This window comes from bacterium (genome assembly GCA_030018315.1).
Lineage (GTDB): Bacteria > Hydrothermota > UBA3073 > JACQXS01 > JAGMCI01 > JASEGA01.
The window spans coordinates 12,392-35,672 of sequence record JASEGA010000009.1 but is presented as its reverse complement, the minus strand read 5'-3'; the positions used below and the strand labels follow the sequence as shown (position 1 = coordinate 35,672).

The following is a 23,281-nucleotide window of genomic DNA, read 5'->3' as shown; positions in this document are numbered from 1 at the left end:
CAAGAATAATTTTATTGAGAGGAAAGCTATTCTGGTTTTATATATATATAGAGCCCTTTAACAATAGCAGACCCAAATACTCCAAACCCACCTTTTATTCCAGCAGAACTGCTTGTCTCACCTATCTCATTTCCACGTATATACTGGGTGTAATTTTTATCGTAAGTCATTATCTTTATCCTATAAAAACCGGCCGACTTAACTAGAGCAGAAAATCTTATTACAACAATAGTGTCTACTTCAAAGTAGCCCATACCACTTATTACACTGCTTATCATTGTATCTTCTGTATATGCTACAACATCGTATTGATTATACATATCTTGATTGTATACATTTTTATTTTTGAAGACCAGCGAATCTGATAAGCTAACTGTATCCCCATCTTCTGGGTGTAAAATTACCACTGTATCTGGTGCAGTTGTTGTTCCATAAATACTGTCTAAATCCTCTGTTTTCACAGATATATAATATGTATGCATAGGAATGATAGGTATACTATCGCGCGATACATATGTAAATGGGGTGCTATCTGATAAAAACAGTGTATCAACAGAGCTTTCACTCTTAATCACTACCAGTGCATCACTCACTCCACCAGTAGCAGACTCATCCATCTTATATGTCTTCTCAACTTTCACCCATTGCCTTGGCCGGTCTGACCTTATTAACGCAAATACATTAAGAGCACCGGGATAGGTTTCAAAAGGCGGCTTCTCACAGCCCACAATAATAAGAATAAGAATGGGTAATAACTTTTTCATAGTTAGAAGCTAATATTTATACCTAAACTTGGTATCAGGTATGGTAAGATTGATATCTCTCTCTTCTTTGGCGGCTCATTTTGAGTATCCCACCAGTAAGCAAATACATTTTTACGCATGTAAACATTGATAATATCCAGATACACTACCCCATTTATTCCGAGTATATTAACTCCATAATTTATGTTTAAATCAAGTCTATGTGAATTTGGCAGTCTGTATGCATCCCTTGTGCCTTTTACAAACTGCCAATCGCTACCTACTATTGTATCATCTATGGGCTCATACCAGTATTTTCTGTACCTTGCTATCTCTCCCGCATAAGGGGAACCAGTAGATAGATACCATCTTAGATTAAGTGTAAAATTACCTAATGTCGCACCCCCAACTATATTGAAATTATGCCTTTTATCATAGCGTGGAAAATACCACAAACTATCAACTTGCCTCTTTGTAACCCCAAGTGTGTAATTTAGCCATCCATGTGAGTATTTAAACGATTTCTTAATGCATAGTTCTATTCCTGCAGCATAACCATAGCCTACTTTTAAACTCTCACTTGGCTGTGATATCCATTGTGAAAACTCACTCTCTTTAGGAATCAGGAGGGATAAGTATTTCTTATAATATCCATCAATAGAAAACTCGCCCTCCTCGCCTATCCACTCTTCTATTCCTAACACAGCATGATATGCTTCTGGTGGTGAATGTGTTCCATCAAGCGGCTTCCATACATCGTATAAAGTGAAGAAAGATTCTTGTGGATTAAGTGTCACTATATACTGATGATATCGCCCCATCGCTCCCTTCAAAGCAGTATTAGGGCTGAGTAAGTACCTAAAACTTAAACTCGGGTCTATCGCAACTCTCTTTCCTATTGAATAGTATATCCCCCTCATTCCGGCACGGATTGTAAAAATAGGCGTTGCCTTCCATTCCTCTTCTATATAAGTTACTAACTTGTTAGAATAAACAGGTGGATTTGTAGACTTCATATTTATACCATTTTTAATCCCCCATTCTTCTGTAAACTTATTTTTCTTTAAATCAACACCTGCACTTATAGTATGTTGCGGATTCAAGTAATAACTGAAATCGCTTTTTAATGTGTAATCTGTTATCTGCTGGTCAAAATAAACTTGGATGCTGTCGTCCTCGCTTTTGCTATCAAACTTAAATTCTGTAAAGAAGTTACTTGTAACACCAACCATTTCACCGTATAATTTAGGGGTAAACACTTTACGCCATCTACAAGAAACTCCTCTATTGCCCCAGTTGACCCTTCCTTCGGTTGTTTCTCTACTATCCATTGTTTCTGAAAAACTTATTACATCTGCACCACCAAAGCCTGTTAATGTAAACCTATTGGATTGAGATGGGTTAAAGTTTATTTTACCAACCCCGTCATAGAAATAATAAGGAAGACTTACATCTTCATGTATAATATGCGAATATGCCCACACAAGGAAATCAAAATATGTCCTTCGTCCACTAAGTAGGAATGAGCCTTTTGGAATTGGCCCCTCTAATAGTAACTTGGAAGTTATAAGCCCCGTACTAAGACTACCCGTGTATCTCTTATTATTCCCCTCCCTTGTGGTAACATCTATAACTGATGATAATACATCCCCATACTTTGATGGGAAGCCACCCGAAAATAGTTTCATATCTGCAACAGCGTCGGGGTTGAAAGTAGAGAATAATCCGAATAGATGGGTAGACGGATTATATACTGTAATGCCGTCAAGGAGGACGAGATTCTCATCTGGACTGCCACCTCTTATATACAGCCTATTTGATAGGTCATGCATTGTTACAACACCCGGCATTGTTTGTATTATCTTAATAAGGTCACTTTCAAAGAATTTTGGCACTGTCCTAAGGTCTCTAATTGTAAACTTTGCAATACTTCCATCAACCCCCTTTTCAAAATATGCCCTCTTTGCAGTAACTTTTACTTCTTCTATCTTAACAGCTTCAGGCTTTAATTGAAAATTGACTGAAATAGCGCCTTTATCTTCTATTTCTACCTCTCTCTTACCTTCTTCGTATCCTATATACGATGCTATTACCCTATATCTACCGGGTGGAACATTGTGTATAACATAATACCCTTTATCACTTGTAGCGCTGCCAAGCTTTGTCCCTTCAACATAGACGTTTGCGTACGGCAGCTTTTCGCCATTTGATGCATCTGTCACAAACCCGGTTATAATAGCATCAGCAAATGCATTACCTGAAAGGATGAAGAAAAAAAGGATGCACCAATTAGGACTCGAGTAAAATGTCTCTTTCATAGTAATATAGCTATTTTATAGTACAGCTTGCCTTATGTCAAGTTAAACTTTTTCTGGAGTTTCCCCATTTTTTGGTTTTTCTCTAAATATGGAGTGCAAAAGCTTCTGCTGTTTCACTTCTTAATTTTTATAGATTGTTGATATATACAGACCTGACACCATTTTTGTTTTTGGGAAATGCTACTTAGAATAAAGTTCAACAATTAGTTCTTCACGTATATCAATAGGAATATTCTCGCGATTTGGAATAGCTTTTACTTCTGCTTTAAAATTAGCCTTATCTAACGAGAGCCAGACAGGAATTTCGCGGCTCACTTTTAGCGATTCCACTATCCCTAATAACTTTTGGCTCTTCTCTTTTAAGCTTACTAAGTCACCGGGTTTAACAAGATAAGAAGGTATATCAATTTTATGATTATTCACAAGGAAATGACCATGGGTTACAAGTTGTCTTGCAGCTCTCCTTGAGGGTGCAAATCCTAATCTATAAACTACATTATCCAGCCTTCTTTCTAATAACTGTAATAAGACTTCACCAGTAACCCCTCTTTTACTGGTAGCAAGTTCAAAGTAGTGTCTAAATTGATGCTCTAAAACACCGTAAATTCGCTTAACCTTTTGCTTTTCTCTCAGGTGAATAGCATATCCGGACTCACGTTTATGAAATTTTCTCTTTGTCTCACCTGGAGGAGTTTGTCTCCTGTTAAAGGCGCATTTATCTGTATCACAACGAGTGCCTTTTAAAAATAGTTTCTTGCCTTCCCTTCTACAAAATTTACATACAGGGTCCCTATATCTTGCCATATTTTATACCCTTCTTTGTTTTGGTGGACGACAACCATTATGAGGCATTGGAGTGATATCTTTTATAAGTGTTATTTTCAACCCAGCAACTCTGAAGGCACGGACAGCAGTATCCCTGCCCGGTCCCGGTCCTTTTAACCATATTTCGGCTTTTTTCATCCCTAAATTTGTAATATCACGAGCACATGTTCTTGCGCATATTCCTGCAGCAAAAGGAGTTCCTTTCTTAGTCCCTTTAAAGCCGGATGCCCCACTTGAGCTCCAACTGATACAGTTGCCAGATTTATCAGTCACAGTTACAATTGTATTGTTAAAAGTAGCATAAATATGAATCACACCCTCAGGGTCGACTCTCCTTATTCTTCCACGTTTAGCCATTTGTTATCCCTTCTTTCCTAATACTTTTTTCTTCCTAAGAGCAATAGCTCCTTTTGACGGTCCTTTTCTTGTGCGTGCATTTGTGCGAGTACGCTGTCCCCTGACAGGGAGACCAGCTTTGTGTCTAAATCCACGATAGCAACCTATAGAGATAAGACGCTTGATATTCTCACTCACCTCAGCCCGTCTTGCACCCTCAATTTTGTAATTTGATTCAATCTCTTTCTTTATCAACTCAATTTCTTTCTCATTAAGGTCTTTTACTCTTCTATCAGGAGAGACACCAGTTTTCTTAAGTATCTGTAAAGATGAAACTCTTCCAATCCCATAAATATAGGTAAGTGCTATCTCAACTCGTTTATTTGGGGGTAAGTCTACGCCTGCAATACGTGCCATTTTTAGCCTTGTCGTTGTTTATGTTTAGGATTTCTACAAATTACACGAACAACACCTTTTCGTTTGACAATCTTACAATTTGAACAGATACGTTTTATAGAAGCTCGCACTTTCATTTGAATCTATATATTATTCTTCCACGTGTCAAATCGTACGGCGAAAGTTCAAGAGTTACCCTATCCCCTTGTAAGATGCGTATAAAATTCATCCTCATTTTACCAGAAGCATGTGCAAGTATTTCATGACCTGAGTCAAGCTTTACTCTAAACATAGCACCCTTAAGACATTCAGTAACTGTACCTTCTACTCTTATTCCTTTTTCCTTCTTAACCACTTAATACCTCTTTTAGCCTTAAATAAACTTCATCAACTCCTGAGGAAGCATCAACTTCTTCCAGGATTGACTTTTTTTTGTAAAAATTAAGTAATGGTAAAGTTTCAGACTTGTAAATTTTAATCCTTTTCCTAATTGTATGCTCTTTATCATCCTCTCTTTGTTTAAGTTTTGTTTTACAGTTATCACATATTTCATCATCAGTTGGTGGATTTGTTATAAGGTTGTAAACTTTTGCACATTGGGGACAAATTCGCCTATTTGATAGGCGCTTAACAATTGTGTCAGAATTACATTTAAAATAGACGACTTTATCAACCTTTGTAATTTCATCAAGACCCATCGCTTGTTTAATAGTTCTTGGAAAACCGTCAAGTACAAATCCTTGGTTATTACTTATCCTTTTACGCATAATCTCAAGTATAAGTTTATCTGGGACAAGAGCCCCATTTTCAATATATGGTTTTACGCGCTTTCCTAATAGAGTCTCTAATTTAATCTCTTCTCTTAATATATCACCTATAGATATAAATTGCAAGTTAAAAATTTTAGCTATTCGCTCTGCTTGCGTTCCTTTACCAGAGCCAGGTGGGCCAAGAAAAATTAACCTCATCCTCTCCTACCTCTTATTTTTCCCTTTCTTATGAATCCTTCATAGTGGCGCATTATAAGCTGAGCCTCAATTGCACGTGCTGTGTCAAGTGCTACACCCACAACTATTAATAGAGATGTACCCCCAAAATAGAATGGAACATGTAGCCAATGCATCAAATATATTGGGATAATAGCAATAGCTGCAAAAAATAAAGCACCGGGGAGTGTAATCCTTGAAATTACTTTATCAATATAACCTGCTGTAGGAGCACCGGGTCTTATCCCCGGTATAAAGCCACCGTAACGTTTCATATTTTCTGCCATATCTGTTGGATTAATCACAACTGAAGTATAAAAGTAAGCAAAAAATACAATTAGACCTGCATAAAAAATAGTGTATAATAAGTGCCCCTCTCTAAAGAATTCAGCTATGTTTTGGGCAACTAAACTGCCTGAAAAAAATCTTGTTATAGTGCCGGGAAACATTAATATTGATTGTGCAAAAATAATTGGAATAACACCAGCTGCATTTACATTTAAAGGTATGTGTGTACTTCTACCACCGTAAATCTTTCTCCCTATCACTCTTTGTGCATACTGGACAGGTATCTTTCGATTAGCCTGTGTTATTAAAACAACTGCTGCAGTGATACCAACCATAATCACAATGAGAAACATTACTGCAGGTATACTTAATGCACCTGTTGACACCATTCTATATGTATTAAGTATATCCGTAGGAGCGCGTGCTATAATACCTGCCATTATGATTAATGATATACCATTTCCAATTCCACGCTCTGTTATAAGTTCACCAATCCACATTATACATATTGTACCGGTTGTTAGTGTTAACATTGTAAATAATCTAAAGCTAAAACCAGGATTTAAAACAACTGGCTCACCCGCACTACCTTGAAGCCCTTCAAGAAACATTGCTACCCCAATTCCCTGAATAGCACCAATACCTACTGTTAGGTATCTTGAGTATTGGTTAATCTTTCTCCTCCCTTCCTCTCCCTCGCGCTGTAATTTTTGGAGTCCAGGAAGTGCAGCTCCTAATAATTGGAAGATAATAGACGCTGAGATGTAAGGCATAATTCCAAGCCCAAATATGGTTCCATGAGAAAGGTTTCCACCAACAAAGATATCGTAAAGACCAAGAATTGTGCCAGCCGCACGTTCAAAGAAACTCACAACTGCTTGAGAGTTTACACCAGGACAAGGAATATGTGACCCAATTCTATACACAGCAAACATTGCAAGTGTAAAGAGGATTTTGTTCCTTAAATCAGGTATTTTAAACGCATCTCTTATTTTTTGAAACATACTTATTTATCCCACCCCTTAAAAGAGCGGGATTTAGGTAATTCTTCTACCTTTCCTTTTAATGACTCTATTTTATCTTTTGCACTTTTACTAAATTTATGAGCTCTAACTATAAAGGATTTTGTAAGTTCACCATCCCCTAAAATCTTAATTGGAAGACGAGATTTTACCAGTCCAGCTTTTCTTAAAAAAGCTGGGTCAATTACACTACCAGACTCAAATCTATTAAACTCACCAACATTTATTATCTCGTATTCAGTCCTGCACGGGTTTTTAAATCCCCTTTTGGGTATTCTTCGTATAAGTGGCGTCTGACCACCCTCAAACCATGGTTTACGCTTACTACCTGACCTTGCAAGTTGCCCCTTTGTTCCTCTGCATGCCGTTTTGCCATGCCCAGAACCAAGCCCCCTGCCAACCCTTTTCCTTGACTTACGAGTGAAAGGAGGGGATAAATTACTCAAAATAGCCTTCATAAATTTTCTACTTTAACAAGTTCTTTAACTTGCTCAATCATACCTCTAATCTGTGGTGTATCTCGGTGTATTACTGAGTGCCGTATTCTTTTGAGTCCAAGAGCCCTCATTGTGCGCTTCTTTCTATAGGTACTGCCAATTATACTCTTTATTTGAGTCACTTTCAATTTTTTCATCGAGATTCTTCACTTCGTTCAGAATGACAAAGAGAAGATAACTTTTTCATACCCCTCTAAGTTTAGATACCTCTTCCTGTGTTCTTAGTTTTGATAGTGCATTAATTGTTGCCTTAGCAAGGTTTCCAGCATTACTTGAACCCAATGACTTTGTAAGTGCATCCTTTATACCACCAAGTTCAAGGATAATTCTTACTGGATCGCATGCAATTATTCCTGTACCAGGGGAGGCGGGCCGGATTAAGATTTTAGCACCACCACATTTTCCAGATACTATATGCGGGATAGTATTGCCACGATGCTTAACCTCTATCATATTCTTCTTTGCACGCTCCTTAGCTTTTCTTACAGCTTCCATAACTTCTTGCGCCTTGCCAAAACCTATACCTACTCGTGAAAATGAGTCTCCAACTGCAGAACAAACAAGCAACCGAATACTCCTACCCCCTTTTAGAGTCTTAGCAACTCTCTTTATATTAATTGTCCGTTCCTCAACCTCTAATTCTTCTCCACGGGATTCTGTGAACATCAAAATTTTAATCCACCTTCTCTTGCACCCTCAGCGAGTGCACGAACTCGTCCATGATACTTATATCCACCACGGTCAAAAACAGCTTCATTAATTCTATTTTTAGATGCAAGCTTGGCAAGGAGTGTACCACACTTTTTGCTCTTCTCAGTTTTTGTTCCATTCTTAATTCCAATAGAAGTAGCAAATACTAAAGTGTGATGGTTGACATCATTAACGAGTTGCGCATAAATATGCTTAAGACTCTTATATATGGAAAGTCTAGGTCGATTGGGAGTGCCAAAAATCTTTTTTCTAACCCTCTTATGTCTACGTTCGCGTCCTTTCATCATACAACTGCTTTCTTGCCAGTTTTCTTCCTGACATATTCTCTTTCATATCTTATTCCCTTTCCTTTGTACGGCTCGGGTGACTTTATTGCCCTTATTCTTGCAGCTACATCACCAACCAGTTGTTTATCAATCCCACGTATCACAATCATTTCAGGCCTTGGAACTTCAATCTCTACTCCTTTGGGAGGAGTAAACTGTATTGGAGTTGCATACCCAAGCTGTAAGCTCAAATTTTTACCATCAAGTTTTGCCCTGTAGCCTTGCCCCTCTATAAGTAAGGTACGTCCATGGCCTTGAGTTACTCCAGTAACCATATTATTAATAATTGCTCTTGTAGTTCCATGAATAGATTTTTGGTTTTTCACATCTCCCTTTTGGCTTACCTTTATGGTTTTACCTTCCACAGCAACCTCTATTTGAGGAGGAAACTCACGCTCAATCATACCTTTTGGACCCTCGATTCTTACCTTATTCTGGTCTATTGTTACCCTCACTTTATCTGGTATCTGTACAGGATATTTTCCTACTCTTGACATATTTTTACCATATGTAAGCTAATACTTCGCCACCTACTTTTGCTTTCCTTGCTTCCCTATCAGATAGAATTCCTTGAGGTGTAGATAGAATTGCAATTCCAAATCCGTCTTGCACTCTTGGTATTTTTTTAACCGATGTGTAAACTCTCCTTCCAGGCTTGCTAACCTTTCGTAGTCCCTGGATTACAGGGGCTGGTTTAAGATATATTTTTATAAGCCCTTGCTTATTATCGGGTTCAAATTTATAATCTTTTATATATCCTTCCCTTTTAAGAACATCAGCTACCCCAATCTTTATACATGAGCCGGGAACCTCTAATTCCTTATGACCTGCCTGTAATGCATTCCTAATACAAGTAAGCATATCAGCTATAGGGTCTGTCATTCCCATTTATAGCATAAATTATAATAATTTTTAATTTCTTGTCAATAAAAAAATCGTTTTTCTCCTTTTCTTGTGTATATTTAAAACTCCAAGAAATGGTGGTGTAGGAAAGAGTTTTAGATAAGTAGAGACTTTATTGTGGGAGAAAAAGCAGTATCTTATTAAGCAAATCTGCCACAGCAGTTTTTGTATTTCCTACCTGAACCACAAGGACAGGGGTCGTTTCTACCTACTTTTTGTCCATCCCTCTTAAAAGTTGTAACAACAGGCCGTTCTCTCGGTACTTCATAAGGACGCTTAAGTATAGAGGGTCCAATCTGAGGCTGTCCCATAGCTGATACCCCACCTTCTACCGTAGCAGGCTGAAGCACAGGACGGGTGACATCTGGCTTGAATGCCCTTGCCCCAACTGGAATAGCTTCACGTTTACGTTCCTCCTCGGTTACAAAGCGTAACCCAAAAAGGTTACGAACTACTTCACGATTTATTGAATCTAATAGCTCTTCAAATAATGCGTAAGATTCTCTCTTATATTCAATTAATGGGTCACGTTGTCCATAGCCACGCAGTCCTATGCCCTCTTTTAAAGCATCAAGTTCATACAAGTGGTCTTTCCAGTTCTTATCTATTACATGTAACATAACTTGACGCTCAAGATTTCGCATTGTATCAGACCCAATCTCATTTTCACGATGTTTATAAAAGTCAAATATAACAGACTTCAATCGTTCCCTTAGGTCTTCAACCTTTATATTAAGTTTATCTTCATCTGAAATTCTAAACTCAAGTAAAAAGATACTCCCTATCTCGGAAACCAAACTAAGCCAGTCCCAGCTCTCAGAATAAGTACCTATAGTATGGGTATCTACAATTCCATCAACCACAGCTTCTATCATCTCCATCACTTTAGGTGATAAATCCATACCCTCAAGGATTTCGTCCCTCATGGAATATATTGCCTCTCTTTGGCGGTTCATAACATCGTCATACTCAAGCAAATGCTTCCTAATATCAAAATTGAAGGTTTCTACTCTCTTTTGAGCTCCTTCTATTGCACGGGTTACAAGTCTATGCTCAATTGGCTCACCATCAGGTGGCCCCCAGCGAGCCATCACACCTGCAATCCTATCTGACCCAAATAGACGCATTAAATCGTCTTCAAGTGAGAGATAAAATCTTCCAGACCCAGGGTCACCTTGACGGGCACACCTACCACGAAGCTGGCGGTCAATTCGTCTTGCCTCATGACGCTCAGTTCCAATTATATGTAGACCACAAGGAGGCTTAGTCAGACACTCTATCATTTTACTCTTCTTAGGACATTTTGAACAATCATCCGAGCACATTATACAACAACGCTCACACTTTACTACACCTTCACCAAGTTTTATATCTGTTCCCCTACCGGCCATGTTTGTAGCTATAGTCACTTTACCAGCTTGCCCCGCAAGTGCGATTATTTCTGCCTCCTTTTGGTGATACCTTGCATTTAAGACCTGGTGTGGTATCCCTTTACGTTTGAGCATCCTTGAAAGGGTCTCAGAAACATCTACTGATACAGTACCAACAAGCACAGGCCTACCCGCATGATGCATCGTTTCTATCTCTTTTATTACTGCATTGTATTTTTCACGTTTTGTCTTGTAAATAACATCGTTATACTCTACACGTCGCACAGGTTTATTTGTTGGAATCACTACTACATCAAGTTTGTAAATATCCCAGAATTCTTTAGCCTCTGTCTCCGCTGTACCGGTCATACCAGCAAGTTTATTATACATCCTAAAATAATTCTGAAGCGTTATAGTAGCAAGTGTCTGAGTTTCAGCCTCAACTGCCACTCCCTCTTTTGCTTCAAGTGCTTGGTGTAAACCATCTGAATATCTTCTACCAGGCATAAGCCGGCCAGTAAATTCGTCTACAATTATCACTTTATCCTGCTGAACTACATATTCAACATCCTTCTCAAAAAGAGAATAAGCCTTAAGAAGCTGATTTATAACATGAAGTCTCTCAGATTTCTCAGCATACTCGCGCTCAATTGAATGCTTAGCGACGAACTTTTCACGTGGTGAAAGTTTAGTGTCTTCATCTATTTTTGGTAACTCTTGTGAGAGGTCGGGAAGGGTGAAAAAATCAGGGTTCCCGGGAGCAATAGCAGCTCTGCCCATTTCAGTGTGATTAACCGCATTACCTTTTTCATCTATTGAAAAATAAAGCTTCTCATCAAGCTCATGAATCTTTTTATCACGCAAGAATTCAGCCTCTGTCTGTTCTATAAGCTTTACTACACCTGGTTCTTTTTTAATTTTCATTAGTTTACGGTTCTTTGGAGCACCCCTTTGTGCTTGTAGTAATTTAATACCTGCTTCTTTTTCATTGCCATCAGCTAAAAGTTTCTCTGCTTCTGCAATAAGTTGATTAACAAGTAAGGTCTGACGACTGACAACTTTCTCAACTACAGGCTTAAGTCTTGCATACTCACGATTTATAACACGCTCAACAGCACCCGAAATTATAAGTGGAGTGCGTGCTTCATCAATCAGAACTGAGTCTACCTCGTCTACTATAGCATAATGATGACCACGCTGCACTTTATCCTCTTTTCGCCATGTCATATTATCACGGAGGTAATCAAAGCCAAATTCATTGTTTGTCCCATAAGTTATATCACAATTATACTGTGGCTTCCTCTCTTCAGGCGACATACCCGTCTGAATACAACCAACTGATACACCAAGAAAGTCGTAAATACCGCCCATCCACTCACGGTCACGTCTTGCAAGATAATCATTAACAGTTACAAGATGACACCCCTTGCCAGTGAGTGAATTCAAATACATTGGCATAGTTGCGACAAGGGTCTTGCCTTCACCAGTTGCCATTTCAGCTATTTTGCCCCGGTGTAGCACTATTGCTCCTATAAGCTGAACATCAAATGGCACCATATCCCATTTCCACTCATGCCCTGTAACCATCCATGACTTACCAAGTAGTCTACGACAAGTCTCTTTAACAACTGCATAGGCTTCGGGGAGTAACTCATCTAAGACTTGGCGTTCCATATTCTCTAAGTTTAATTTAGCTTCATTTATTTCTGAAGAAAGCGACTCTCTTTCTTCTAATGAAGCACGTTCAAAGCGGGATTCTAATTCATCAAGAACTTTCTCTGCATCCTTTACTCTATCTTTTATTCTATTCTTAAACTCCTGAGTCTTACTTTTAAGTTCATCGTCAGATATAGCACCACGCTCCTTAGAGAGCTTATTCATCTCATCTATTAGCTCATTAGCTTTATCCCAACCTTTACCTTCTGCTAAAATATTATGTAGCCTCTCCTGAAACTCACGCATCTCATCCACTTTAAGACCGCTGTATTCTTCAAAATGATGGTTAATCTCGTCTACTATGGGCTTTAAGCTATTAAGCACCCTTTCATTAGCAGAGCCAAAAAGTTTAGTTATCACATTAGCCATCGTGTAATAAATATAATCCAAATCTACTATTTGTCAAGCACATTTTGTGGGACTTACTCAACTTTGTAGTAAAATAAAAAGCCCTCCAGAGTCAGTTATCAAAGACGTATGTAGAAGTGACCAATTTTTTAATCCATAGCATCCAAAATATCTCTTAAATATAATTTAGGATCTCTCATATATAAATAGCATCCTTGATTAAAGAGTCTCTAATCTCTTTTTTAATTGTATCTATAGGAACAACATCAACTGGAATATTTAGTTTATCCTCAAGAAAGTCAGCTAAACCAACAAAATCAAGTAATGTCGCTCCTTTGAAGAACCTTGCCAGAATGTCAACATCGCTACCTATTTTCTGCTCCCTCTGTGTGTATGAACCAAATAAACCAATAATTTCTGCCTTATATTCATTTTTTTATTTGGTCTTTCAAATTCTCAAGAACAGATTTAATTCCTTCAATTGTTTTTGTTTTCATAATTTTTCTTCTTTAGTGATATACCACTCTATTCCCATTTTTGCAACTCATTTTTTCTATTTTTTTCTTTAGCAGATAACTCCACTTGTTTTTTTGGTAATTTTAGGTTAAAAACTATTCTTTGCTATAAAATAGTGTCTTATCAAGTTGCCAGTGTTGGTTAAAGAAGCCAGCCGTCACTACACCAGCCCATCCTTTCTTTTGGACTGAGTGGTCATAAATAACAAAGTCTGGAATACCTGCCCCAGAATAAAAAGTAGAGAAAAAGCAGGAGAGTTTTTCACCTCCAATATTTGTACCTGCATAGAGAATTACAAATTTATTTGGGTTTAACGGATTAGGATAGATTTCTTGTAGTGCAAGTGATTTTTGTTGCAACCTATCTTTACCAAGCCATACAGAATTATCTTTTATCCTAATAGGGAGCGAAGAATTTATTCTCTTTGTTATGCTATTTACTTCAGGACCTCCAAAGAGTATAAGATTGTACTCCTTTATCATTACATCGGTAATCTCTGTATCAGGGAGTAGCTCTACAAACCCATTAGCCCTATGCCACCACATCCAAGCTTGTAGCCATGCATTATGATAAGAAATATGATTTAGAGTAGAGTCTCCAATAGTTCCATAGACAAGCACAAATGGTGTAAAGTAAGCTTGTTTCATAGGGCCATAGAGTTGCAGGGTTTTATAGAGCCCATTGTATCTGGTTTCACCAAAGGTAAATCTTCCTCTTTGTTTATAAAAAGAGACTGCACAAGTTGATTTAAAATTAAAATGTAATACTCTTCCATCAACCACAAAGTTTATCTTCCCAACAGGAACAAGCTCTGGTACAAGATTTACGGTAAAAGCTTTTATGTTCTCAGTAAAGACCCATACACTGTCATTCTTAACATTTGCCTCAATTCTTGAGTCATGGTACAGCAACTCCTGTTCATCTATTCTAACCCAGTAACATTGGTTGTTAAGTCCTATATCTGTGAGCTTAAAAATAACATGCTTAGGATATGGGGTTCGTTTACGGTTTTTTAAGAAACCTATAAGTTCAGAATGGTCAACACAATCAATGCCGGGAGTGGTAGACTCATCCCACCAGTGCCCCTTTCCTGGGACTTCCATATAATGGACTGGGTAACCTATTTCCTTTAAATAACTTACAAGTATCCTAGCTTGTACTGGAGGTACATTATTATCAGCACCTCCCTGTAGAACAAAAATAGGCAGATTAAGTGCATTCTCTAAAAATACAGGAACTACATCTTCTCTTATAACCATGTCACGAGGAGCAAGTTGAGATGGGTGTGAAAACAGTTCACTTTTTTGCAAAGTCCATGGAACATAAAGTTGGAGATATGACCACCCAGCTGATGGTGCAATAGCTGAAAATAAGTCAGGCTGTACAGTCCCAATATGCCAGGCTCCATGACCACCCATTGAATGACCTGTTAGATAAACTCTATTTTCATCTATTGGAAATCTTGCTTTCACTTCGTTTAAGACTTCCAGTGCATCAAGTCTACCCCAGTCATGCCAGTCAAACCCAAACGGCCTACGATTTGTAGGTGCTACAATGAATGCCCAGTCTTTGGGAGTATAAGCATCTACTTGACCGTGAGCTTCTACTCCAGCTCCATGGAGAGTGAGAATTAGAGCATATTTCCTATCTTTATCAAAATTTAAAGGCGGTAGGATAGCAAAATATTGAACTGAATTATCTATTTTAGAAATAAATGTAATCTTATAAGATTCATTGTTCGACCTGACTCTCAATTTTAGACTATCTTCGCATATTTTTTCTCCCTCCCAAATAACTTTTATTGGAAGCCAAACCTCCTTAAGTTCACTTATTGCACAAATTAATTCAACTTTTAATGGCACTTTTTTTATACAAAGTGGTTGAATATTATTTATTTCTTTTTTATTAAGTTTAAAATATTCACTACCACCTATTCTAACCTCTACATTATTTAGCCTATTTTCTGTAGTATTGAGTAAACTCACTCCTACCCAACTTGAAAGTAGTTCACCCTCAATTATATCAGGGAGGGTTGCATCGTGGATTATCACGAGAGGAGATGCGACGGGTATAAATTTAAAACTGAACTGCTCATCACCAAACCCGCTGACTGTGACAAAAATTTCATTATCCCTATCTTTAAGTAACACCGGTGTCACCATATATTTGTCTCCGTAAGGATTGCCTGGATAAACCTTACCATTTAGTCTGAAGCTTCCTACTCCATTTACAATTGCCAGTGCTCTTTTATCACCATTGTTTTGAAACTTAGACCATGCATAACTAGCACTCAAAACACCTGCAATCCCATATATATCTTGAAGTGTATCCCACCAGACATCCTTGTATTCAAGGATAACTCTTCCTAAAGAATCAGCTTCAGTAGATTTCCAGAATACTTTTCCACCTTGAACCAATATACTTGGAAGCTCTACTCCTTCTTCAGGAACAAAGCCTTCTATTGAACCCAAAACTCCAATAATCCCTTCCCTTGCCCCTATAGAAAAAGGACCAGCATACAACCATTTATGTGGATAAATAGTATCTTCAATTGAGGATAAAAAAGCAGAGTGTAAAGAGTGTAAAATAGTAGGAAGAATAATTACGATTGCTAAAAATTTGCTCATCTTGAGGTAATGCCTCTTAAAGAATTTCTTTAGTCCAAAGCCCTCTACCTGCCTCTCTTGCCTCTTGCTGTAGTCTCAAGAATAGCTCTTGATACTTGACATTGGGTGGATAAGTAGAGACCTTTGCATAGCCTTGACTGACTAATTTAGCATTTACAAAAACAGTATCCACATAGACATAAGCAAGTAATCTACCATATTTATCTCTTTTCTGTACATCAAACTCTAATTTAACACTTTTATTCTCAACTAACCTACGATTAGCTTCAGTCGCTTCTATCCCATAGTATTCAACCCCCTTTATCGGATGTACAGTTTCTGGGGCATCAATCCCAATATACCTCACACGCTCACCATTTGAAAGTAATATCGTATCACCATCAATAACCCTTTCAACCTTTACTGTCCGGGAACACCCAACTGTGAGAACAAGAAATAAAACAGGGATGAACCTCACATCTGTTATCTTGCTTCTGATACCTATTTCTGAAGGAACTCTTTCACTCTTTGGCTTATTTTGGCAGAGACGAGACCATATTTTTCGAGTAGGATTTTTCGTGCGCCATGCTCAATGAACTGGTCAGGCAGCCCAATACGGAGCAATTGTGGTCGGATTCCTTGACTGTTGAAGAATTCTAAGACTGCTGACCCAAATCCGCCATTAAGTACATTTTCTTCTATAGTTATAATTTTATGATTTTTAACACTTTTGAGCAAGTTTTCATCAAGTGGCTTTACGAACCTCGTATTTATGACACCGATACTTAATTTTTCATCTTCTAATTCTTTAGCTGCTTGTAATGATGGATACACCATTGACCCTATGGCTAAAATGACACCATCTTTACCTTCTTTTAATACTTCAGCTTCTCCAATCTTAAGCTCTCTCATAGCCCCTAATTTAACGCCAAACGCACTACCCTTTGGATATCTTATTGCTATAGGACCATTTTTATACTTTATCGCTGTATATAGCATACACCTAAGTTCATCTTCATCTTTTGGTGCACTAATCACTATATTTGGCATACAGCGTAAGTAAGAGAGGTCAAATGTCCCATGATGTGTTGGTCCATCTTCACCGACAATGCCAGCACGGTCAAGGACAAAAATGACCGGTATACATTGGAGACAGATGTCATGTATTAGTTGGTCAAACCCGCGTTGTAAGAAAGTAGAGTATATAGCGCATACAGGCCTTAAGCCTTGTAAAGCGAGGCTTGCAGAAAAGGTAATCGCATGCTGTTCAGCTATTCCAACATCAAAGAATCTATCAGGAAAAGTAGATCTGAATTTATTAAGTCCAGTACCATCTGGCATTGCAGCAGTTATAGCTACTATCCTGCTGTCATTGGAAGCAAGTTCAACAATAGTATCACTAAATACATCTGTATAAGTAGGGGTTAGAGTATTTTCTACAACCTCTCCTGAGACTTCATCAAATGAGCCAAGACCGTGAAATTTTGATGGATTGTTAACTGCAGGCTCATACCCTCTACCCTTTTCAGTAATTACATGAACAAAAACAGGTCCCTTTATTTTTTTCACATACTCAAAATTCTCTATTAAAGTTCTAATATCATGCCCATTAAGTGGACCAATGTATTCAAATCCAAGTTCTTCAAAAAGAATAGTAGGAACAATAAAACTTTTTAACCCTTCCTTTAGCTTTCTTGCAGCCACCCGCGCCCTTTCACTTAAATCTTTAGGTAGCTTACCTAATAGGTCCCAGACATCAGCTTTTAAGTGAGCGTATGCAGGTGTCATAATAATTTTATTTAAATAACGGGCAAGTCCACCCACATTCTCTGATATAGACATGCCATTGTCGTTGAGCACTACTATCATATCCTTACGCATAAAGCCTGTTTGATTTAATCCTTCATAAGCCATACCGGCGGTCATAGCACCATCGCCAACAACAGCTATTACCTTGAATTTATCGCCTTTTAAATCACGAGCAGTAACAATTCCAAGAGCCGCAGATATGGAAGTAGACGAGTGCCCAGTCCCAAAGGCATCGTATTCACTCTCTTCAATTCTTGGGAAACCTGATATACCTCCATAGGTGCGAAGGGTATGAAACTGCTCTCTTCTCCCAGTTATCAATTTATGAGCATAAGTCTGATGTCCTACATCCCAGATTATCTTGTCATTTGGGGTATCAAATACTTTGTGCAATGCAAGAGTCAACTCAACAACTCCAAGACTTGGAGCAAGATGGCCACCAGTCTTGGAGACAGTATGTATTATCTCCTCTCGAATCTCATGTGCAAGCTCTTTTAACTCTTTAATAGATAAAGACTTAAGGTCTTGTGGAGAATTAATATGACTCAAATATTTATATTCCATTTTCTCTTAAGTTACAGAATTTATTTTCCGCCATCATTTATCCTGCTCAAGTTTTATCTCTTTTAGTTTAAATCCTTCTTTTTCACCCTTTACGAGTTCCTTTACCTTAGCTTCTGCCTTTTCAAGCTTCTCTTTACAAAACTTAATTAGAGATTGACCCTCCTCGTATAACTTTAGTGAATCATCAAGTGATACTTCACCCCTCTCAAGTATATCTACAATTTGCTCAAGTCTCTCTAATGCTTCTTCAAACTTCATATTTAGTTCTCTATCTGAAGTACCTCACATTTTGCTTTACCTTTGTGAAACTCAATCTCTACTTCGTCTTCTTTTGACAATAATTTGCTACTTGTAACAACCTTCCTCTGCGGTAGTTTATAGCATATACTATAACCACGTTTTAACGTGGCTTTGGGATTAATTCCTGATAGCTCACCCTCTATTCTCACAACATCATTTTTACGGTTGTTAATAAATTGTATAGCCTCCCTTTCAAGCTCTTGGATTAAGAATTTGAGTTCAGTCTTCCTTTGAACTAATGGTTGGACAAATGCTGGGCTTAATCTATGGTGAAACTCATCAATTGTTTGCCATTTTTGATAAATTAAGTTCTTAAGTCTTTTAATCCCGTAGCTCCTTTTAATAGAGATAAGTTTCTCATTAAGTTGATTAACCCTTTTTGTTAGCCCGTGTTTAATTCTCTTATCCATGATACTTATGTTTTCCAATAACTCACTGGCATCCTTAACTGCAATCTCAGCTGCTGCCGATGGTGTAGGTGCTCTGTAATCTGCGACAAAGTCAGCAATAGTGAAATCAACTTCATGCCCGACAGCTGAGATAACAGGTATTTTTGAATTATATATTGCATAGGCAACTATCTCCTCATTGAAAGCCCATAGGTCTTCAATACTGCCACCACCACGGCCGACAATAATTAAATCTACATCCCCATATTCATTAAATTCGTTAATCCCTTGAGCAATCTCATATGCAGCACCATCACCCTGGACTCTTGATTGGCGGACAACTATCTCTATGCCATTATACCTTCTCTTGGCTATGTTAATTACATCCTTAATTGCAGCGCCGTCAAGGGCAGTGACAATACCTATTCTTTCAGCAAATTCGGGTATCGGTTTTTTATGCGAGATATCAAATAACCCCAATGCCTGCAGTTTACGCTTTAACTCTTCAAACTTAATCTGTAACTCACCAATTCCTACAGGATATATTCTACTAATATTTAAGTTGTACCTACCCCCTTTAGCGTAGACCTGTAATTCACCATAAACTCGTAATTTTTTACCATTACTTATTTCAATTGTAGTGAGCATCCTATTCTCTCTCCACATAACACACTGAATTAATGCAACCTCATCTTTTAAGTCAAAATAAAGATGACCGGAGGCAGATGGCCTATAATTTGTCACTTCACCCTCAACCCAAATAGGGGGGAAGCTACCTTCAATCAAGTCCTTTATTGCCATCGTAAGCTCTGATACAGTATATACTTTCATCATTTAATTACTTTTGAAAAACCAATATATCTTCAACCCCAATTTTACCTTTATCTGCTTTTGATAGACCATGTTCAATAACCTCAACTATATTGAACCCAACAGATTTTCCCAAGTCTCCCAGAATAGAGGAAGTTTCTATTATTTCTTCCTTGCTATTTATCATCCATATATGATATTTGCTGATGACCATCAAGTAATACTTATTTTTTTCGCAAAACACGATAACATTCTTGGAATGATAGAAACATCATTTCTATGTTTTGCTTCATAAAATGCCTTTGTAGATTCCCCAATAAGGTTCTTCATCCAAACCAAGAATTAAAACAGCCCTTTGTTAAATCTCATATGAAAATTGCACCTATCTCTTTACTCTGTCTCAAGAAAAGCCTCAGTAGCTTAAAATCCCAATTTTCAAATCCCAAATCCCAAACAATTTCAAAATCCCAATGTCCCAAATTCCAAACCTGTCTTGAAAATTTGAATTTAGAATTTGGGATTTGTTTGAGATTTGGTGCTTGGAATTTGGAATTTTATTACCAATCATGTTTAACTTTATGAATTACAATGACTTATATATAATTTTACACCCATTTTTAACAAAGTACTATGAAATAATGAAACCTATCAGTATCAAAGTATATTAGTGCAGTCGTACCTTCTACCTAAGCTACCTGAGGAGCTATTACCATCTCAGCACACTCTCCCCACAAATAGTAATACACTGCTCTTTTCATCGGACCTAAATAAGGACATCAATAGGAACACCATTTATTTGCTTTATCCCTGTCAATTTCACAAAATCTGTATTTCTCTGTGTCCTTCTGTGGCTAATTTTTAGCTCTTAATTTTGCTGCTTTCACTACATTCCTCATCAAAACACGACTAGTAACAGAACCAACCCCTCCTGGGACTGGGGTTATCCAAGATGCAATTTTTGACACTTCATCAAAATCTACGTCACCAACAATTTTACCATTTTCAACATTTATACCTACATCTATCACAACTGCACCCTCTTTTACCATTTGAGTGTTCACGAATCTTGGCTGTCCCGCAGCTGCTATTAGTATATCTGCATGCTTAGTATGAGCCTCAATATCTTTAGTCTTTGTATGGCATACAGTTATAGTGGCATCTACTCCTCTCTGCATTAACATAATTGCAAGTGGCTTACCGACTATATCACTTCTACCTATTATTACGACATCCTTACCCGAAACCCCAATTTGGCTACGGTTCAAAATCTCAATTACTGCCTCAGGAGTACAAGGGCAAAATAATGGTTTATTGAGAAATAGACGACCTAAATTAACTGGATGCATACAGTCAATATCTTTTGATGGTGAGATTGTGTCCACGAGTTTGCTTTCATCAACCCACTTTGGGAGAGGCTTTCCTATAAGAATACCATCTGCGGTTAGGTTTAAATTCTTAATTAAGTCTATAAGTTCATCAATCTTAGATTCTGATAAATTTATTATATCTACCAAAACTCCAATCCTTTCACCAACTTTCTTAATACTTTTCATATATGACAAAGTACCTTCATCACTCCCAACTACTATTGTACCCAATCTTGGTTTGAGCCTCTGAGCGTCTGGCTTTATTTCTTCTTCAATTAAATTAGCTATCTGCTTGCAATCGATTACCATTTATCCTACACGCTCTATATACTCATCAGTCCTTGTATCTACTTTTACTATATCGCCCGTATTTATAAATAGAGGAACATTTACGGTAACACCAGTCTCTAACTTTGCAGGTTTAAGCCCACTAGCTACCCTTGCTCCCTTTATAGGTGGCTCTGTGGAGACTACCCTAAGCTTACAAAAGTTTGGTAGCTTTACTCCAATTGGCTCACCATTGACAAGAAGTATTCTTACGACTTCATTTTCTTTTAAGTATTTTAAAACATTATTCAAAAGTTTTGAATCCAACGCTATTTGCTCATAGGTTTCTTGGTCCATAAAGTAATAGAAATTACTTTCCCTATAGATATACTGAGACGGCTTTTCTTCAATTCTCACAATTTCTACCTCATCATCAGGACTCAAATTACGCTCAAGTACTGCTCCTGTACGTAGATTTTTTATCCTAAGCCGAACAAAGGCACCTCCCCGTCCAAGTTTAACATGCGAGAAATCTGAAACGACAAAGAGTTCGTCCTCTAATTTTATAGTAGTGCCTTTCCTAACATTTTGAATCTTTTCCATCAATTCAATATATAATCCTAATTAATTTAAATGTCAAGCCAAATTTTATCAAAAATTACTTGAAAAATGAAAATCTGTGTGTATAATAAGCTAAATGTTTTTGATTTTGGTGTTTTCTATTTTGGTAGGGCTTCAACCCTATATCCTGAAACCCGGTGATAATATAGCTGGGGTTCTTATCTCAAAGAAAGTTTCAAATGAGCTTGTAGCTAAAATAGTATCAGCTCTCGGTAAAGAAACAAATTTAAAAAGATGTAAACCGGGTGATAAATTATATATCACCATGAGAGATAACAAATTTATAGAACTTAGATATGAACAGCCAAAAGCTACTTGGATTATTGATAGTCTATTTCAAGTTTCAAGATTGCAACCCAGAAAAGTGCTTATTTATTTAAAAGGAACTATTGAGACTGGCTCTCTATGGGATGCACTACTTAAAGTTGGGGGAACACCTCAACTTGTATATGAATTTGCTGAAGGAGTGTTTACTTGGGACATCGACTTCAATACTGATACACGAAATGGAGATACTTTTGAGATATTTACTACGCAAGAATTTATAGGCGATAGATTTGTAGGATATGGTAAAATATTGTTGGCTCGTTATATCTTAGGAAATAAGGAATTTACAGGAGTTTATTATCCAAAAGTAAGACCTGGCTATTACGACCTAAATGGGAAAGCTTTACAAAAATTATTTCTAAAATCGCCTATTAGTTATGTAAGAATATCGTCCAAGTTTTCTTACTCAAGATTTCATCCAATATTACGCATATTTAGACCACATCTTGGAGTAGACTATGCAGCTCCAACAGGGACACCTGTCAGAAGTATAGGTAGCGGAAAGGTAACTTTTGCTGGCTGGAGAGGTGGATTTGGAAGGCAAGTAATTGTGCGCCACACGGGAGGATTTGAATCATATTATGGACACTTATCCAGATTTGGGAAAGGGATTAAAAATGGAGTGTCTATAAGTCAGGGTCAAATAATTGGTTATGTGGGGTCAACAGGACTGTCAACAGGTCCTCACCTTGACTTTAAGCTGAAGAAACATGGAACTTGGATAAACCCACTTAAATTAAATCCACCTTCTATTAAACCTTTGAAAGGAAAAGAACTTGAAGATTATGAGAAATATAAAAATGAAGTCTTCACTCTAATAGCTGGGATTGAAAGTATTAGAAAGCTATCTATACTTCCTATTTTCAAATAAACCGCCAAATTTCTTAAAAAATGTGGACAACCTTAAAACCTTTTATTAA

Annotated in this window: 25 protein-coding genes; 1 reads left to right on the top strand and 24 read right to left on the bottom strand. The window is 37.5% G+C overall.

Annotation, left to right across the window (positions count from 1 at the left end; all coding sequences use genetic code 11):
• Positions 1-26: 26 nt before the first annotated feature.
• The 24 genes from QMD71_04355 to efp form a co-directional block, all read right to left on the bottom strand.
• A complete protein-coding gene (locus QMD71_04355; GenBank protein MDI6840076.1) occupies positions 27-764 on the bottom strand; it encodes a hypothetical protein in 738 nt (245 codons plus the stop codon).
• A gap of 2 nt (positions 765-766) precedes the next feature.
• Positions 767-3,061 carry a carboxypeptidase-like regulatory domain-containing protein gene (locus QMD71_04350; protein ID MDI6840075.1) on the bottom strand — a complete coding sequence of 765 codons (2,295 nt, stop codon included), beginning with the start codon at positions 3,059-3,061 and terminating at the stop codon, positions 767-769.
• A 180-nt stretch (positions 3,062-3,241) separates the two neighbouring features.
• Positions 3,242-3,865 carry a 30S ribosomal protein S4 gene (gene rpsD / locus QMD71_04345; protein ID MDI6840074.1) on the bottom strand — a complete coding sequence of 208 codons (624 nt, stop codon included), beginning with the start codon at positions 3,863-3,865 and terminating at the stop codon, positions 3,242-3,244.
• A 3-nt stretch (positions 3,866-3,868) separates the two neighbouring features.
• Entirely contained in the window at positions 3,869-4,243 is a 375-nt protein-coding gene (gene rpsK / locus QMD71_04340) for a 30S ribosomal protein S11 (GenBank protein MDI6840073.1), read from the bottom strand.
• A gap of 3 nt (positions 4,244-4,246) precedes the next feature.
• Positions 4,247-4,639: a 30S ribosomal protein S13 gene (rpsM, locus tag QMD71_04335; protein MDI6840072.1), complete on the bottom strand. Its 393-nt coding sequence runs from the start codon at positions 4,637-4,639 to the stop codon at positions 4,247-4,249.
• Between the two features lie 2 nt (positions 4,640-4,641).
• Entirely contained in the window at positions 4,642-4,755 is a 114-nt protein-coding gene (gene rpmJ, locus QMD71_04330; GenBank protein ID MDI6840071.1) for a 50S ribosomal protein L36, read from the bottom strand.
• Positions 4,752-4,973 carry a translation initiation factor IF-1 gene (infA, locus tag QMD71_04325; GenBank protein MDI6840070.1) on the bottom strand — a complete coding sequence of 74 codons (222 nt, stop codon included), beginning with the start codon at positions 4,971-4,973 and terminating at the stop codon, positions 4,752-4,754. The genes rpmJ and infA overlap by 4 nt, the downstream gene beginning before the upstream one ends.
• Positions 4,966-5,586 (bottom strand): adenylate kinase, encoded by a 621-nt coding sequence (locus tag QMD71_04320; protein ID MDI6840069.1) that lies wholly within the window; start codon positions 5,584-5,586, stop codon positions 4,966-4,968. The genes infA and QMD71_04320 overlap by 8 nt, the downstream gene beginning before the upstream one ends.
• Positions 5,583-6,896, bottom strand: a complete 1,314-nt coding sequence (secY, locus tag QMD71_04315; GenBank protein MDI6840068.1) for a preprotein translocase subunit SecY — start codon at positions 6,894-6,896, stop codon at positions 5,583-5,585. Before secY ends, QMD71_04320 begins: the two co-directional genes overlap by 4 nt.
• A 2-nt stretch (positions 6,897-6,898) precedes the next feature.
• On the bottom strand, positions 6,899-7,372 hold the full coding sequence (rplO, locus tag QMD71_04310) for a 50S ribosomal protein L15 (GenBank protein MDI6840067.1): 474 nt from the start codon (positions 7,370-7,372) through the stop codon (positions 6,899-6,901).
• Positions 7,369-7,548 carry a 50S ribosomal protein L30 gene (gene rpmD, locus QMD71_04305; protein ID MDI6840066.1) on the bottom strand — a complete coding sequence of 60 codons (180 nt, stop codon included), beginning with the start codon at positions 7,546-7,548 and terminating at the stop codon, positions 7,369-7,371. The genes rplO and rpmD overlap by 4 nt, the downstream gene beginning before the upstream one ends.
• Before the next feature lie 46 nt (positions 7,549-7,594).
• Positions 7,595-8,077 (bottom strand): 30S ribosomal protein S5, encoded by a 483-nt coding sequence (gene rpsE, locus QMD71_04300; protein MDI6840065.1) that lies wholly within the window; start codon positions 8,075-8,077, stop codon positions 7,595-7,597.
• On the bottom strand, positions 8,077-8,409 hold the full coding sequence (gene rplR / locus QMD71_04295; protein ID MDI6840064.1) for a 50S ribosomal protein L18: 333 nt from the start codon (positions 8,407-8,409) through the stop codon (positions 8,077-8,079). The genes rpsE and rplR overlap by 1 nt, the downstream gene beginning before the upstream one ends.
• Complete coding sequence (gene rplF / locus QMD71_04290) at positions 8,406-8,945, bottom strand: 50S ribosomal protein L6 (GenBank protein MDI6840063.1); 540 nt, start codon at positions 8,943-8,945, stop codon at positions 8,406-8,408. Before rplF ends, rplR begins: the two co-directional genes overlap by 4 nt.
• 4 nt (positions 8,946-8,949) lie before the next feature.
• Positions 8,950-9,336 carry a 30S ribosomal protein S8 gene (gene rpsH / locus QMD71_04285; protein MDI6840062.1) on the bottom strand — a complete coding sequence of 129 codons (387 nt, stop codon included), beginning with the start codon at positions 9,334-9,336 and terminating at the stop codon, positions 8,950-8,952.
• Between the two features lie 155 nt (positions 9,337-9,491).
• The gene (gene secA / locus QMD71_04280) at positions 9,492-12,806 is read right to left on the bottom strand and encodes a preprotein translocase subunit SecA (GenBank protein ID MDI6840061.1); all 3,315 of its coding nucleotides are present in this window, start codon (positions 12,804-12,806) and stop codon (positions 9,492-9,494) included.
• Positions 12,807-13,396: 590 nt separating this feature from the next.
• Complete coding sequence (locus QMD71_04275) at positions 13,397-15,928, bottom strand: prolyl oligopeptidase family serine peptidase (GenBank protein ID MDI6840060.1); 2,532 nt, start codon at positions 15,926-15,928, stop codon at positions 13,397-13,399.
• Positions 15,929-15,944: 16 nt separating this feature from the next.
• Positions 15,945-16,385, bottom strand: a complete 441-nt coding sequence (locus QMD71_04270; protein MDI6840059.1) for a thermonuclease family protein — start codon at positions 16,383-16,385, stop codon at positions 15,945-15,947.
• A 23-nt stretch (positions 16,386-16,408) separates the two neighbouring features.
• The gene (gene dxs, locus QMD71_04265; protein ID MDI6840058.1) at positions 16,409-18,280 is read right to left on the bottom strand and encodes a 1-deoxy-D-xylulose-5-phosphate synthase; all 1,872 of its coding nucleotides are present in this window, start codon (positions 18,278-18,280) and stop codon (positions 16,409-16,411) included.
• 33 nt (positions 18,281-18,313) lie between these two features.
• A complete protein-coding gene (xseB, locus tag QMD71_04260; protein MDI6840057.1) occupies positions 18,314-18,538 on the bottom strand; it encodes an exodeoxyribonuclease VII small subunit in 225 nt (74 codons plus the stop codon).
• A gap of 2 nt (positions 18,539-18,540) precedes the next feature.
• Positions 18,541-19,803: an exodeoxyribonuclease VII large subunit gene (gene xseA / locus QMD71_04255; protein ID MDI6840056.1), complete on the bottom strand. Its 1,263-nt coding sequence runs from the start codon at positions 19,801-19,803 to the stop codon at positions 18,541-18,543.
• Positions 19,804-19,807: 4 nt separating this feature from the next.
• Positions 19,808-20,023 (bottom strand): hypothetical protein, encoded by a 216-nt coding sequence (locus tag QMD71_04250; GenBank protein ID MDI6840055.1) that lies wholly within the window; start codon positions 20,021-20,023, stop codon positions 19,808-19,810.
• 607 nt (positions 20,024-20,630) lie between these two features.
• A complete protein-coding gene (locus QMD71_04245; GenBank protein MDI6840054.1) occupies positions 20,631-21,455 on the bottom strand; it encodes a bifunctional 5,10-methylenetetrahydrofolate dehydrogenase/5,10-methenyltetrahydrofolate cyclohydrolase in 825 nt (274 codons plus the stop codon).
• Positions 21,456-22,016 carry an elongation factor P gene (efp, locus tag QMD71_04240; protein MDI6840053.1) on the bottom strand — a complete coding sequence of 187 codons (561 nt, stop codon included), beginning with the start codon at positions 22,014-22,016 and terminating at the stop codon, positions 21,456-21,458.
• 94 nt (positions 22,017-22,110) lie between these two features.
• Between efp and QMD71_04235 the strand changes: the two genes are divergently transcribed.
• A complete protein-coding gene (locus tag QMD71_04235) occupies positions 22,111-23,232 on the top strand; it encodes a peptidoglycan DD-metalloendopeptidase family protein (protein MDI6840052.1) in 1,122 nt (373 codons plus the stop codon).
• The last annotated feature ends 49 nt before the right edge of the window (positions 23,233-23,281 follow it).